8 protein-coding genes are annotated in these 13,992 nt (G+C 60.0%); 4 read left to right on the top strand and 4 right to left on the bottom strand.

Features of this window, described 5'->3' with window-relative positions; genetic code table 11:
- Positions 1–370 precede the first annotated feature (370 nt).
- Positions 371–1,435, top strand: coding sequence for an autotransporter domain-containing protein (locus AC1RL4_RS10605; protein WP_026345922.1), 1,065 nt, complete (start codon positions 371–373; stop codon positions 1,433–1,435).
- Between the two features lie 107 nt (positions 1,436–1,542).
- Here AC1RL4_RS10605 and glgB read toward each other — a convergent pair whose 3' ends face one another.
- From glgB to AC1RL4_RS10590, 3 genes are all read right to left on the bottom strand, one after another.
- On the bottom strand, positions 1,543–3,774 hold the full coding sequence (gene glgB, locus AC1RL4_RS10600; RefSeq protein ID WP_230172583.1) for a 1,4-alpha-glucan branching protein GlgB: 2,232 nt from the start codon (positions 3,772–3,774) through the stop codon (positions 1,543–1,545).
- Between the two features lie 2 nt (positions 3,775–3,776).
- Positions 3,777–7,118 (bottom strand): maltose alpha-D-glucosyltransferase, encoded by a 3,342-nt coding sequence (gene treS, locus AC1RL4_RS10595; protein ID WP_230172582.1) that lies wholly within the window; start codon positions 7,116–7,118, stop codon positions 3,777–3,779.
- 253 nt (positions 7,119–7,371) lie between these two features.
- Complete coding sequence (locus tag AC1RL4_RS10590) at positions 7,372–9,369, bottom strand: alpha-1,4-glucan--maltose-1-phosphate maltosyltransferase (RefSeq protein WP_230172573.1); 1,998 nt, start codon at positions 9,367–9,369, stop codon at positions 7,372–7,374.
- Positions 9,370–9,648: 279 nt separating this feature from the next.
- On the opposite strand from AC1RL4_RS10590, the gene AC1RL4_RS10585 reads away from it, so the two are divergent.
- The 3 genes from AC1RL4_RS10585 to mapR all read left to right on the top strand — a co-directional run bounded on the left by AC1RL4_RS10585 (position 9,649) and on the right by mapR (position 13,093).
- Positions 9,649–9,882 (top strand): DUF3203 family protein, encoded by a 234-nt coding sequence (locus AC1RL4_RS10585; protein ID WP_019579267.1) that lies wholly within the window; start codon positions 9,649–9,651, stop codon positions 9,880–9,882.
- 195 nt (positions 9,883–10,077) lie between these two features.
- Positions 10,078–11,508 carry a cytochrome c oxidase accessory protein CcoG gene (gene ccoG, locus AC1RL4_RS10580; protein WP_230172571.1) on the top strand — a complete coding sequence of 477 codons (1,431 nt, stop codon included), beginning with the start codon at positions 10,078–10,080 and terminating at the stop codon, positions 11,506–11,508.
- 175 nt (positions 11,509–11,683) lie between these two features.
- The gene (mapR, locus tag AC1RL4_RS10575) at positions 11,684–13,093 is read left to right on the top strand and encodes a GntR family transcriptional regulator MpaR (protein ID WP_019579269.1); all 1,410 of its coding nucleotides are present in this window, start codon (positions 11,684–11,686) and stop codon (positions 13,091–13,093) included.
- Positions 13,094–13,225: 132 nt separating this feature from the next.
- Here mapR and AC1RL4_RS10570 read toward each other — a convergent pair whose 3' ends face one another.
- The gene (locus AC1RL4_RS10570) at positions 13,226–13,972 is read right to left on the bottom strand and encodes an SDR family oxidoreductase (RefSeq protein WP_230172569.1); all 747 of its coding nucleotides are present in this window, start codon (positions 13,970–13,972) and stop codon (positions 13,226–13,228) included.
- Between the last annotated feature and the right edge of the window lie 20 nt (positions 13,973–13,992).

Here is a 13,992-nt window from a genome sequence, read left to right as displayed (position 1 = left end):
ATCACGTCACGGACTTGCTCATGAATTTTGCACTGCTCATCTGTCACGCAACCGATAGCCCACTACCCAACACGTCTGGATTGCACCTTTCAGGATGATTTTTCGCACAAACAACAACTTAGATCAGCGCCAAAAATCAGTCACTTACAGACTCTAAAATAGCCATACCACTTATCGGCCATTTTCTTGACGCAACACCATCGGTCTTCTTAGCTAGTCCTTACTACCCCCGGAAATCCATCAGGGGCAAGCCTCCAGACACCCGTAAAACGGGCGGGTCGGACCTTGCCTCAATCCATTCGGTCGCCCCTCATTCGGGGTAGGAGAGACGCCACAGCGAGATACGCATGCGATTGCAAGGTAGACCTCCATGAGAACTTCATTCACCCCACAAGAGATAAAATTCACTTTTTGCGTTGTCTCCGGTTCACTCCTGCTGTGCTCATCCATGGAGGTGCGAGCGTCGTCTGCCGAGGACGAAACAACGCCCTGGTACAGCCAGCAACCGCCGACAATTACCTTGCCCTTCGGCTTGGCCACGTATCCCGACCGCTTACGCGTCAACTCAGACTTACCCAGCTCACGCCTGACGATCGAAGACGCTGCGCCCCTGGCCTGGGACCACGCCTATGGCCCGACGTCGCGGCAAGCCCAAACCGATTATCTGGCCCAGGGCACGATCCCCGGAGCCAGCGAATTCAAAGGCCCGGCGCTCCTGACCGTGCAAAGCAACAGCGGTAGTACCCAACGGGTCGGACTGATCGGCGGCACCGCTCAATTCCAGGGCAACGAAAACGGCCTGCTGACCAGCCGCGCCCTCGCCGACCCCAGCCACGACACGCTCAACCTTCAAGGTCAAAGCCTTGGTGCCTACTGGAGCCTGACCGGGCCGCAAGGCTGGCACGTCGACTTGACGGCCAGCGGCGGCCGGGTCAGCGGTTTTAGCCGCAACGACCAGGGTGTGCGACAAACCACCGAAGGCAGCGCGATGACAGTGTCGGTGGAAGGTGGTTTCCCGATAGGCCTGAGCGAAAACTGGGTGGTTGAACCCCAGGCGCAGTTGATCAATCAACGCATCACGCTGGATACGCCGTATGCCGGGTCAGGCAACGCCTCGTCCAGCGACCTGACGTCCTGGAGCGGACGGGTCGGTGCACGCTTGAAAGGCAGTTACGATATCAATGGCTTGCCGGTCGAACCCTATGTGCGGACCAACGTGTGGCACACGGTGTACACCGGTAATACCGTGAGCCTGGATCAGGTCGACAAAATCAGCAGCAGTCGCAATTCATCAACGGTGGATGTGGGTCTGGGATTAGTGGCCAGAGTGACGCCTTTGGTCAGCCTGTACGTCAGCGCCGATTACAGCAGCAATGTGGATGACAATGATTTGAATGGGTTGATTGGTAGCCTTGGGGTGCGGATGCGTTGGTAAAAAATCAAAAGATCGCAGCCTTCGGCAGCTCCTACAGTTCAACGTTGTCCCGCCCACCTGGGGCGACCCGATCCTGTAGGAGCCGGCGAAGCCTGCGATCTTTTCGATCAACCCTCCGGTCGCAGGATCAACACCGCCAACGGCGGCAAATTCAACACCAGGGAAAGTGCCTGCCCATGGCTCGGTTCCTCCTCGGTGAACACCCCGCCACCGTTACCGTAATTGGACCCGGCATAGGTGTCGGCGTCGCTGTTGATCAACTCGACCCAGCGCCCGGCAAACGGCACGCCGACGCGGTAGGACTGACGCGGCACCGGGGTGAAGTTGGCCACCACCAATACCGGCCTGCCCTCCTTGCTCCAGCGTAGCCAGGCATAAACGCTGTTGATCGCGTCGTCACCGATCAACCACTGGAAACCCTGCGGTACATCGTCTTGATCGTGCAGGGCCGGCTCTTCGCGATACAACCGATTCAAGTCGCCGACCAGTTTGCGCACACCCTGGTGTTCCGGGTATTGCAGCAGATACCAGTCCAGTTGCTGATCGTGATTCCACTCGCGCCACTGGCCGAACTCGCAGCCCATGAACAACAGTTTCTTGCCCGGATGGGTCCACATGAAACTCAGGTAAGCCCGCAGGTTGGCAAACTTCTGCCAACGGTCGCCGGGCATTTTGTCGATCAGCGAATGCTTGCCGTGTACCACTTCGTCGTGGGAAATCGGCAGGATGAAACGCTCGGACCAGGCATACACCAGGCCGAAACTCAGTTCATTGTGATGATGGGCGCGGTACACCGGATCCTGCTGAATGTAATGCAGCGAATCGTGCATCCAGCCCATGTTCCACTTATAGGCAAAACCCAGCCCGCCCTGTTGCGTGCTCTGGCTGACACCCGGCCACGCGGTGGATTCCTCGGCAATCACCAGTGCACCCGGTGCTTCCAGCGCCACTACGTCGTTGAGATGACGCAGGAAATCGATGGCTTCCAGGTTTTCCCGACCGCCGTGACGGTTGGGCACCCACTCGCCGGCCTTGCGCGAGTAATCGCGATACAGCATCGACGCCACTGCGTCGACCCGCAGCCCATCGACATGGAAATGCTTGAGCCAGTGCAGCGCCGACGCCAGCATGTAGCCGTGCACCTCGGTGCGGCCCAGGTTGTAGATCAGCGTGTCCCAGTCCTGGTGAAAGCCCTCCATCGGGTTGCCGTATTCGTACAGCGCGGTGCCGTCGAACTGCGCCAGGCCGTGTACATCGGTGGGGAAATGCGCCGGCACCCAATCAAGGATCACGCCGATTTCGGCCTGGTGACACGCGTTGACGAAAGCGGCGAACTCATCCGGCGAGCCGTAACGGGCGCTCGGGGCAAACTGCGACAACAATTGATAACCCCAGGAGCCACCGAACGGATGCTCCATGATCGGCATCAGTTCGATGTGGGTGAAACCCAGCTCTTTGACATACGGAATCAGCCGCTCGGCCAACTCGGGCCAGGTGTACTGACGGGCGACTTCGCCCAGGTCATCCAGCTCGCATTGCCAGGAACCGGCGTGCAACTCATAGATCGACAGCGGTGCACTGGTTCGCTGACGCTCGCCCCGCGACTGCATCCAGTCCTGATCCTGCCAGTCGACTTGCAGCGGCGAAGCGACTTTCGACGCGGTGTCTGGCGGCAGCGCTGTGGCCAGGGCCACCGGGTCGGCCTTGAGCGGCAGAATGCCGTGGGCGCCGAGGATTTCGTATTTGTAGGCCTCCCCCGCTTGCAGGCGCGGGATGAACAACTCCCAGACCCCAGTGGGATGGCGCAGGCGCATCGGATGCCGACGACCGTCCCAGACGTTGAAATCGCCGACCACCGAGACCCTTCTGGCGTTCGGCGCCCACACGGCGAAGCGCACACCCTCCACGCCATCGACCATCTTCAACTGCGCGCCGAGGCAACTGCTCAGATCCCGGTGATTGCCCTCGGCGAACAGGTACAAATCCATCTCGCCGAGTAACGGGCCAAAGCTGTAAGGGTCTTCGGCCAGTTGCTCGCCGCCGGCCCAACGGGTCCGCAACAGATAGGGTTGGGCCCGCTCGAAGTGCCCGACGAACAACCCCGGAGTCTGGGTCGCCTCAAGGCTGCCGAGTTCTTCCCCGGACGCCTTGTCCACCACCTGCACGCTCAAGGCGTCCGGCAGATAGGCCCGTATGAATTGCCCGCCAGCGCCATCGCTGTGCGGGCCGAGAATTGCGAAGGGATCCTGATGTTCGGCGCGTACCAATGCGTCGATGTCCCGCGCCCTGGGCAGCAGCGCCTCTTTAACGTGCCCCTGTTCCTTGTTCGAGAAACTCATGACTACTCTCCACCAAGATCGGAAAAGGGTTTAAGCCCACTCAATAATCCATATAAACCGTGTAACGGCACCGGTAGCCAGGTGGGGCGATTTTCCGCCTCATAAGCCACTTCATAAGCCGCCTTCTCCAGCCCGAACAACGCCAGCGCAGCGTCCTCGCCTTCGGGATCTTGCCATGCATGAGCAAGACTAGCTGCCGCCAGCCGATAAGCGTCGACAAATGATTGTCGCGCCTCTTTCAAATAGCGATCGGCGACCCGTTGACGCGCCGCCTGGGCATCCGCCGTGTTGTCGACGTTGTGTACATTTATCGCCATCGCCGCGGCGTAATCGAAGGAGCGCAACACGCCGCTGACGTCTTTATAGGGGCTGTGTTTACCGCGGCGCTCACGCAGCGGCCGCGCGGGTTCACCCTCAAAATCGATCAGGTAGGCATCGCCCTTGATCACCAGCACTTGCCCCAGGTGCAAGTCGCCATGGACGCGAATACGCAAGCCGCCAGCAGTCTTTTTACCCAACTCCTGAACATGACCGAGAATGGCTTTTTTGTTGTCCAGCAATCGGCTGACCAACGTCTGGTCCGCCGCGCTCAGTTCTGTTTGATGTTGCTTGAGCAGCTTCAGTGCATGCTCCAGCTGCGCCGCCACGTCCTTGGCCGAGGCCAGGGCATCTTTCTGACTCATGATGTGTGGGGCAAAGTCCGGGTTGGCGCTCGGGGTCGCCAGTACCTGATGCATCTCCCCCAGGCGCTGGCCGAGCATGCCGGCAAAATCCTTCAGCTCGCCGAGGGCGTTGTAGTGCTGTTCCTGTTCGGACACGGCATCGGCGAGCTCATCGCGAAGCGCCCGTTCGAGATTGTTCTGTGTCCACTCCCACGCATCGCCCTGATTGCTCAAATAGCCTTGGGCAATCATCAACAGCGTGTCCTCACCCGCCGCATCGCGACGGATCACCGCCCCCAGCAGCGGCGAAATATTTTTGAAACCGGCATGGGTCAGGTACGCGCTCATTTCCAGTTCCGGGTGTACCCCTGACGCGACCTTGCGGATCAACTTCAACACCAGACTGGCGCCGATCACCACCGAACTGTTGGATTGCTCTGCAGACAGGTAACGCACTTCCGACTCGGCACTCAGCCCCAGTTTGGCCAATTCGTCGGTTGGCTCGAAACGGATCTCGCCTCCGTCCGACGGCAGCACCGTGCTGGCCTGCAACCCTTGCAACACCGCATGAACAAAGCTGTCGAGGCTGAAGGCGTCAGTGATCAGGCCGACCTGGCGACCGCGCCGGACCCTTGCCAGCGCCAATTGCTGCGGCAACGCCGCGCCGACCTGCTCCTCGGAAATAAAGCCGAACGGCAACTGATAGCGGCTGGTCTGGCCAGCGCTGGTGACGTCGATTTCACTCAACAACACTGGATGCTGCGGGTCGCCGAAGCGCACGCCGTAAGCGAGATTGACGCTGTCGATGGTGCCGTCCTTGCCGGCGAACCAGCGGCGATTCTGCAACCAGCTCGGCAAAATGCCCTGCTCCAACGATTGCCGGGACGGTGCTTCGAGCAGCTCTTCCATACGCTTCATCAGCACCAGGGTGGTGAAATCCGGTAGGCTTTGCGCCGGCTCCACGTGCCAGCTCGGCATCTGGTTCTCTGCCGCCAGGCCGAACCAATAGAAGCCGTAAGGCGCCAGCGTCAGCAGGAAATTCAACTGGCCGATCGGCGGGAACGCATTGCCGCCGAGCATCTCCACCGGGACCATGCCGACATACGCCGACAAATCCAGCTCCGCTGCTTGCGCGCTGCGGGACACGTTGGCCACGCACAAAATGATCTCGTGCTTGCCGTCCGCGCCAGTGAATTCGCGGGTATAGGCCAGAATCCGTCGATTGCTCGGCGACAGCATCTTCAGCGTGCCGCGACCAAAAGCCTTGGACTGCTTGCGTATCGCGAGCATGCGCCGGGTCCAGTTCAACAATGAATGAGGATCACCGGCCTGGGTTTCGACGTTGACCGACAGATAGCCGTATTGCGGGTCCATGATCGGCGGCAACACCAGGCTGGCCGGGTCGGCGCGGGAAAAGCCGCCGTTACGGTCTATTGACCATTGCATCGGCGTGCGCACACCGTCGCGGTCGCCGAGGTAGATGTTGTCACCCATGCCGATTTCATCGCCGTAATACAAGGTCGGCGTTCCGGGCATCGACAGCAGCAGGCTGTTGAGCAGCTCCACACGGCGGCGATCACGCTCCATCAATGGCGCCAGACGCCGGCGAATCCCCAGGTTGATCCGCGCCCGACGGTCGGCCGCGTAGTAGTTCCACAGGTAATCGCGCTCCTTGTCGGTGACCATTTCCAGGGTCAATTCATCGTGGTTGCGCAGGAAAATCGCCCACTGGCAGTTGGCAGGGATTTCCGGAGTTTGGCGCAGAATGTCGGTGATCGGGAAACGATCTTCCTGGGCCAGCGCCATGTACATGCGCGGCATCAGCGGGAAGTGAAACGCCATGTGGCATTCGTCGCCGTTCTGGCCTTTGGCGTCGGTGTTACCAAAATACAGCTGAGTGTCTTCCGGCCACTGATTAGCCTCGGCCAGCAGCATGCGATCGGGGTAATTGGCGTCTATCTCGGCGCGGATCTGCTTGAGGACGTCGTGGGTCTCGGGGAGGTTTTCGTTGTTGGTGCCGTCGCGCTCGATCAGGTACGGGATCGCGTCCAGCCGCAAGCCGTCGATGCCCATGTCGAGCCAGTAGCGCATCACCGACAGCACCGCTTTCATCACTTGCGGGTTGTCGAAATTCAGGTCCGGCTGGTGGGAATAGAAGCGGTGCCAGAAGTACTGACCGGCCACCGGGTCCCAGGTCCAGTTGGACTTTTCGGTGTCGAGGAAGATGATGCGAGTGCCGTCGTATTTCTGGTCGTTGTCCGACCAGACATAGAAGTCGCGGGCCGCCGAGCCGGGCTTGGCCTTGCGCGCACGCTGGAACCACGGGTGTTGGTCCGAGGTGTGGTTGATGACCAGTTCGGTAATCACCCGCAAGCCGCGTTCGTGGGCCTCGGCAATGAAACGCTTGGCATCGGCCAGAGTGCCGTAATCGGGGTGCACGCCACGGTATTCGGCGATGTCGTAGCCATCGTCACGGCGTGGCGAGGGGTAGAACGGCAACAGCCAGATAGTGTTGACGCCCAGATCGGCAATGTAATCGAGTTTGGCGATAAGGCCGGGAAAGTCGCCGATCCCGTCATTATTGGAGTCAAAAAAAGACTTAACGTGAACCTGGTAGATCACCGCATCCTTGTACCAGAGCGGGTCTTTGATGAAGGTGGCTGACCTGGGTTTCTTCGCCATTTGTAACTCCTGTTGAATTCGAGTTCGTCATGAGCCGAAGGCTGCGTCCGGCTGTAGCAGCTGCCGAGCAGCGCGAGGCTGCGTTCGGCGGCGCAGCCGTCGTAAAACATGAGTGCACGGTATATCTGCAAGACCGCGTCGTTTGATTTCACGACTGCTTCGCAGCCGAACGCAGCCTCGCAGGCTCGGCAGCTGCTACAGATCGCACTTGCCGCTTCACTTACCGGTACAGGAGAAAGCCCCCTTACCACCCTCAGGAATGAGTAATCCGCCAAATCCCGAACGGCAGATGCCACGGTTCGATCCGCATGAACTGGTACTTGCCGTGCCAGGTCCAGCGGTGGCCGTTCATCAAGTCTTCGCCCTGGGTACTGGCATCGTCGGGCAGGCCCATTTCCCACAGCGGCAATTCAAAATTCGCTTCCTGGGCGTTATTCGGATCGAGGTTGACGGCCACCAGAATAAAGTTGCTGCCATCCACGCTGCGTTTGCCGAAATACAGAATGTGGTCGTTCCAGGCGTTGTAGACCTTCAGGCCCAGATGCGTATGCAGCGCCGGGTTCTGCCGGCGGATGCGGTTGAGCTGGGCGATTTCGGCAATGATGTTGCCCGGCGCGGTGAAGTCCCGTGGGCGGATCTCGTACTTCTCGGAATTGAGGTACTCCTCCTTGCCCGGCACCGGTGCCGCTTCACACAACTCGAAGCCCGAATACATGCCCCATAACCCGGAACCCATGGTCGCAAGCGCCGCGCGAATCAGAAAACCGGGGCGCCCGGAGTCATGCAGGAACGCCGGGTTGATGTCCGGCGTATTGACGAAAAAATTCGGTCTGTAGCATTCGCGCCACGGCGACTCGTTGAGTTCGGTGAAATAGGTCGCCAGTTCGGTCTTGGTGTTGCGCCAGGTGAAATAGGTGTAGCTCTGGGAATAACCGACCTTGCCCAGACGCGCCATCATTGCCGGCGTGGTAAAGGCTTCCGCTAGAAAAATCACATCGGGGTACAGCGCCCGCACATCGGCGATCAACCACTGCCAGAACGGCAACGGTTTGGTGTGGGGGTTATCAACGCGAAACAGCTTCACGCCCTCTTCGACCCAGCCCACCACGATGTCGCGCAATTCAACCCACAGGCTGGGAATCGCGTCCACGGCATAGAAATCGACGTTGACGATGTCCTGATATTTCTTCGGCGGGTTCTCGGCGTATTTAATCGTGCCGTCCGGCCGCCAGTTGAACCAGCCCGGATGCTCTTTGAGCCACGGGTGATCCTGGGAACACTGAATCGCAAAGTCGAGGGCCACTTCCAGCCCATGTTCGGCAGCCGCCGCGACGAGCCGGCGAAAGTCCTCGCGGCTGCCCAGTTCCGAGTGAATCGCCTCATGCCCGCCTTCTTCACTGCCGATGGCGTAAGGACTGCCCGGGTCGTCGGGGCCGGCGGTCAACGAGTTATTCGGGCCTTTGCGGTAGCTGCGGCCGATCGGGTGGATCGGCGTGAAGTACAGCACGTCGAAGCCCATGTCCTGAATCATCGCCAGTCGCGTATGCACGTCATTGAAGGTGCCATGACGGGTCGGATCATCAGTGATCGAGCGTGGGAACAATTCATACCAACTGGCGAACTGCGCCAACTCCCGCTCCACGTCCACCGGGTATTCAGGACTCAGGCTCACGAAAGGACGATGATCGGCCTGGGCCATCAAGTCCGCGCTGCGTTGGTGCAGAAACAAGGCCACCTGCTCGGTTTCGAGCAGACCGGACAACTCATGGTGCAACGCTGTCAGCTGCTCGCTGAGGTGGCCTTCGCTGCGTTCGGCTGCCTGCTGGACGTGCAGGCGCCCTTCCTGCAATTCCAGGCTGACCGACATGCAGGCCCCGTGCTTTTTTTTCAGCTCATAGCAAAAACTGGCGTACTGATCGATCCAGGCTTCGATGCAGAACGTATAGCGGCCCTGCTTCTTGACACGGAACTGGCCCTGCCAGCCGTTATTGCCCAACTCGGCCATCACCTCGCTCTGCCAGGAGTCGTCGCCTTCGGCACGCCAACGGATGCGCACGGCCAGTTTGTCATGACCGTCGGCAAACACTTTGCTGGTCACCACCACGTCCTGATCGACCACGGCTTTAACGGCAAATTGCCCGCCATCGAGGGTCGGCATGGTGTTTTCGATCACGATACGCGGCAGCAGTAACGCCTGGGACAGCGGTATATGCGGGTTGTAGCTCAGTTCTGTGGGTTTTTCAGCGGTCATCGAGCATCTCTCCTTACGCCCCAAGGACGCTCTTGTGCCTGGTCATCACTCACACGAAGCAATCTGCCCCGAGATGAACTCAGGGTATGAACACACATAAGTTCCGAGCCACAGGCGCCGGCAAAGTTCAGAGGGATTTGCCAGGCCCTTCGGGGAATCGAATCCTTCGGGCACGGGTCAACCTACTTAAGCACGACTCACGCCATCTATCGGTTGCACAGAACAATCACCGGCAAATGCGTCCTAACACTTAATGAATCCGCAAAAAAGGCCTCCTCCATGACCGTGCGAATCGAAAACCAGACCTGCTTTTTCATCACCGAGGACAGTGAAGAAATTCGCCTTTGCCCTGATATCACCATAATCACTGACGAGGAAAAATCCATGTCGGCAGTGGACTTCGACGGCCGGCGCTTCTACATCACCGAAGCAGAAGCCGACGCATTGACCGTAGCAGGCGCCGTGGACGGTCGCCGACATTTGAAGGCCACGAACAGTGATTCGGTGATTTGACTGACCCGCATCAACACATCCCGCCAGCGCCTGACATAGGTACTTACAGCCCGCCCTTGCGGGTGCATCAAGTTGTCGCAGGCGGGCGTGGGCAATCCATCTGATCCGCTTTTTATTGCGCTAGCTGAGTCTGTTATGCAAACAGATCGCTGGTCATAGTGCTCAGGCCTGATGGAGGCTGATGAGCGAAAGACCATGAGCGATAGAATCCCCGTCCGAACCGTTGAACCTGCCTCATTCATAAAAAACAATGAGCCTTCGCGCCCAAAGATGAAGGCCAAATCCAGCGACAACCTGATCCACACCCGCAGCTTCACCGGCCTGTTCCGCACCCTGCGCATGAGCGGCGCGGGGTTTCTGTTTCTGCTGTTCTTCGGCACGGTATGGCTGAACTGGGGCGGCCGCCAGGCAGTGCTCTGGGACCTGTCCGAAAGCAAATTCCACATCTTCGGCGCGACCTTCTGGCCCCAGGATTTCATCCTGCTGTCGGCGCTGCTGATCATCGCCGCCTTCGGTCTGTTTGCGATCACCGTGTTCGCAGGCCGGGTCTGGTGCGGTTACACCTGCCCGCAGAGCTCCTGGACCTGGATCTTCATGTGGTGCGAGAAGATCACCGAAGGCGAGCGCAACCAGCGGATCAAGCTGCAAGCCGCGCCCTGGGGCCTGAACAAACTGCTCCGCCGCTCGGCCAAACACACCTTGTGGCTGGCGATCAGCCTGCTCACCGGCCTGACCTTTGTCGGCTACTTCACACCGATCCGGCCCCTGGCCGAAGAACTGCTGACCTTGCAAATCGGCGGTGTCAGCCTGTTTTGGGTGCTGTTTTTCACCGGTGCCACTTACATCAACGCCGGTTGGCTGCGCGAAGCGGTGTGCATGCACATGTGCCCGTATGCGCGGTTCCAGAGCGTGATGTTCGACAAGGACACCCTGACCATCTCCTACGACGTGGCTCGTGGCGAAAACCGTGGCCCGCGCAAACGTGAAGTGAAACCCGCCGAGGTCGGACTGGGCGATTGCATCGACTGTCAGGTGTGCGTCCAGGTTTGCCCGACTGGCATCGACATCCGCGATGGCTTGCAGATGGAATGCATCGGTTGCGCCGCATGCATCGACGCCTGCGATTCGATCATGGACAAAATGGGCTACGCCCGAGGGCTCATCAGCTACACCTCGGAGCATCAATTGCAGGGTGGCAAGACCCACCTGCTGCGCCCGCGCCTGATCGGTTACACCGCGGTGCTGCTGGTGATGATCGGCGCCTTCGCCCTGGCCTTGGTGGAGCGACCGATGGTGTCGCTGGACGTGAGCAAGGACCGTGGCCTGTTCCGCGAGAACAGTGAAGGCCAGATCGAAAACATCTACAGCCTGAAGGTCATCAACAAGACCCAGCAACGTCAGGATTACCGTCTGACGCTGGTCGATGACGACGGCTTCCAGTTGCAAGGCAAGACCGAACTGAGCCTGGCCGCCGGGGAGATTGTCGATGTGCCGGTGTCGGTGGCGATGACCACGGAACGGCCGAGCAGCAGCTCGCAGACGATCAGTTTCAAGATTGTCGACAGCGATGAGCCGGACATCTATAGCGTGGCCAAGAGCCGGTTTGTTGCACCGATGAACCGCTGAGCCTTTAAGATGCAATCCTTTGTCCTGTGGCGAGGGGGCTTGCCCCCGTTCGGCTGCGAAGCAGTCGCAAAACCAGACAACTCGGTATGTCTGAAAAATGTAGGGGGCCGCTTCGCGACCCAACGGGGGCAAGCCCCCTCGCCACAAAATGCACAATTCACTAACCGGGCACTCGATGAAACGCTACGAAAAATTCGCCGACGACATCGCTGAACTGATCCGCTCCGGCGTTCTTGGCCCCGGCCATCGGGTGCCGTCGGTGCGCTACGCCAGCCAGACCTACGGCGTCAGCCCGTCCACGGTGTTCCAGGCCTATTATCTGCTCGAACGTCGCGGTTTGATCCGTGCCCGGCCGCGTTCTGGCTACTTCGTCAACGCCCATGCACCGAGCCCGTTCTCGGAGCCGGTGATCAGCAGCCAGGTCAACGAGTCCACCGAAGTCGACGTCAGCGAACTGGTGTTCTCGGTGCTGGACTCGATCAAGGACCCCACCACCGTGCCCTTCGGTTCGGCCTTCCCCAGCCCCACGCTGTTCCCGCTGCAGCGCTTATCCCGCTCGCTGGCCAGTGCCGCCCGGGAGATGGACCCGCGCATGGTGGTCACCGACATGTCGCCGGGCAACCCGCAACTGCGTCGGCAAATCGCCCTGCGCTACATGGTCGGCGGGCTGATGCTGCCGATGGAAGAACTGCTGATCACCAACGGTGCGCTGGAAGCGCTGAACCTGTGCCTGCAAGCCGTCACCGAGCCTGGCGATCTGGTGGCCATCGAAGCCCCGGCCTTTTACGCCAGCCTGCAAGTGCTGGAACGGCTGAAGCTCAAAGCCGTGGAAATCCCCGTCCACCCGCGAGACGGCATCGACCTCGGCGTACTCGCCCAGACCCTGGAACGGCACCCGATCAAGGCGTGCTGGTGCATGACCAGTTTCCAGAACCCCATGGGCGCGACCATGCCCGAGGCGAAGAAACAGGAACTGGTGGAGTTGTTGCGCAGCCATCAGGTGCCGCTGATCGAGGATGACGTTTACGCCGAGCTCTATTACGGCCAACAGGCGCCGAAACCGGCCAAGGCGTTCGACACCGAAGGGCTGGTGATGCATTGCGGTTCGTTCGCCAAGAGCCTGGCCCCCGGCTACCGCATCGGCTGGGTCGCCGCCGGGCGCTATGCGCAGAAAATCGAACGGCTGAAACTCATGACCTCGCTGTGCGCTTCGATGCCCGCCCAGGCCGCCATCGCCGATTACCTGCAACACGGCGGCTACGACCGGCACCTGCGCAAACTGCGTTACGCCCTGGAAGAACAGCAAAGTGCGATGCTCGCCGCCATCGCCCGCTACTTCCCGGCCCAGACCCGCGTCAGCCAACCGGCCGGCGGTTACTTCCTGTGGCTGGAACTGCCACCGCAGATGGATTCGTTGAAGTTGTTCCAGATGGCATTGGCGCAGGGGATCAGCATTGCACCGGGGCCGATTTTTTCACCGACCCAGCGGTTCAGGAATTGTATTCGGTTGAATTACGGCAGCCCGTGGACCGAGGATTCGGAGAAGGCGATGGAGACGTTGGGGCGGATTGTGCGGTCGTTCTGAGGGTTTGATGTTGCCAGCACCGGCCTCTTCGCGGGCAAGCCTCGCTCCTACGGAATTCGCGAACACCGCAAATCCTGTAGGAGCGCGGCTTGCCCTCGAAGGGGCCAGCCGGGACAACACAAATTTCGAAAACTAACGCCCGCCACCTAGATCGACAAACGTCCCCGTCGCATACGACGCCTTATCCGACAACAACCACACAATCGCCTCCGCCACTTCATCCGGCCGCCCACCGCGTGCCATCGGGATCGCCGATTCCAGCTTGCTGACCCGGTCCGGATCGCCGCTCAATGCATGGAAATCGGTGTAGATGTAACCCGGACGCACCGCATTGACGCGAATCCCCTCGCCCGCCACTTCCTTGGACAGGCCGATGGTGAAGGTGTCCAGCGCCCCCTTGGACGCGGCGTAATCCACGTACTCGTTGGGTGAGCCCAAACGCGAGGCGACCGAGGAGACGTTGACGATGCTGCCGCCCTGCCCGCCGTGTTTGGGCGACATGCGCAAAATCGCGTGTTTGGCGCAGAGAATCGGCGCCAGGACGTTGGTCTTGAGGATTTTCAGAATGCGGAATTCCGACATTTCGTCGATCCGCGACTTTTGTCCGACGGTGCCGGCGTTGTTCACCAGCGCGGTGACCCGGCCCAGTTCGGTGTCCACCCGATGAAACAGAGCGATCACTTCGTCTTCGATGCTGACGTCGGCACGCACGGCAATGGCTTGGGCACCGCGTGCGCGGACTTGCTCCAGCACACTGAACGCCGCCTGTTCGTCGGACTGATAATTGATGCAGATCCGATAACCTTGTTCGGCGGCCAACAGGGCTGTGGCGGCGCCGATTCCACGGCTGCCGCCGGTGATGACGATAACTTTGTCCATGCTGGCTTTCCCCCGTTCCA

Source organism: Pseudomonas sp. GW822-FHT07A10 (genome assembly GCF_058798795.1).
This window is presented reverse-complemented; position numbering and strand designations above follow the sequence as displayed.

Coding starts and splice junctions, on each gene's coding strand:
- AC1RL4_RS10590 (WP_230172573.1), bottom strand. CDS start 9,369: ATGACCGCTGAAAAACCCACAGAACTGAGCTACAACCCGCATATACCG.
- AC1RL4_RS10605 (WP_026345922.1), top strand. CDS start 371: ATGAGAACTTCATTCACCCCACAAGAGATAAAATTCACTTTTTGCGTT.
- treS (WP_230172582.1), bottom strand. CDS start 7,118: ATGGCGAAGAAACCCAGGTCAGCCACCTTCATCAAAGACCCGCTCTGG.
- AC1RL4_RS10570 (WP_230172569.1), bottom strand. CDS start 13,972: ATGGACAAAGTTATCGTCATCACCGGCGGCAGCCGTGGAATCGGCGCC.
- ccoG (WP_230172571.1), top strand. CDS start 10,078: ATGAGCGATAGAATCCCCGTCCGAACCGTTGAACCTGCCTCATTCATA.
- glgB (WP_230172583.1), bottom strand. CDS start 3,774: ATGAGTTTCTCGAACAAGGAACAGGGGCACGTTAAAGAGGCGCTGCTG.
- mapR (WP_019579269.1), top strand. CDS start 11,684: ATGAAACGCTACGAAAAATTCGCCGACGACATCGCTGAACTGATCCGC.
- AC1RL4_RS10585 (WP_019579267.1), top strand. CDS start 9,649: ATGACCGTGCGAATCGAAAACCAGACCTGCTTTTTCATCACCGAGGAC.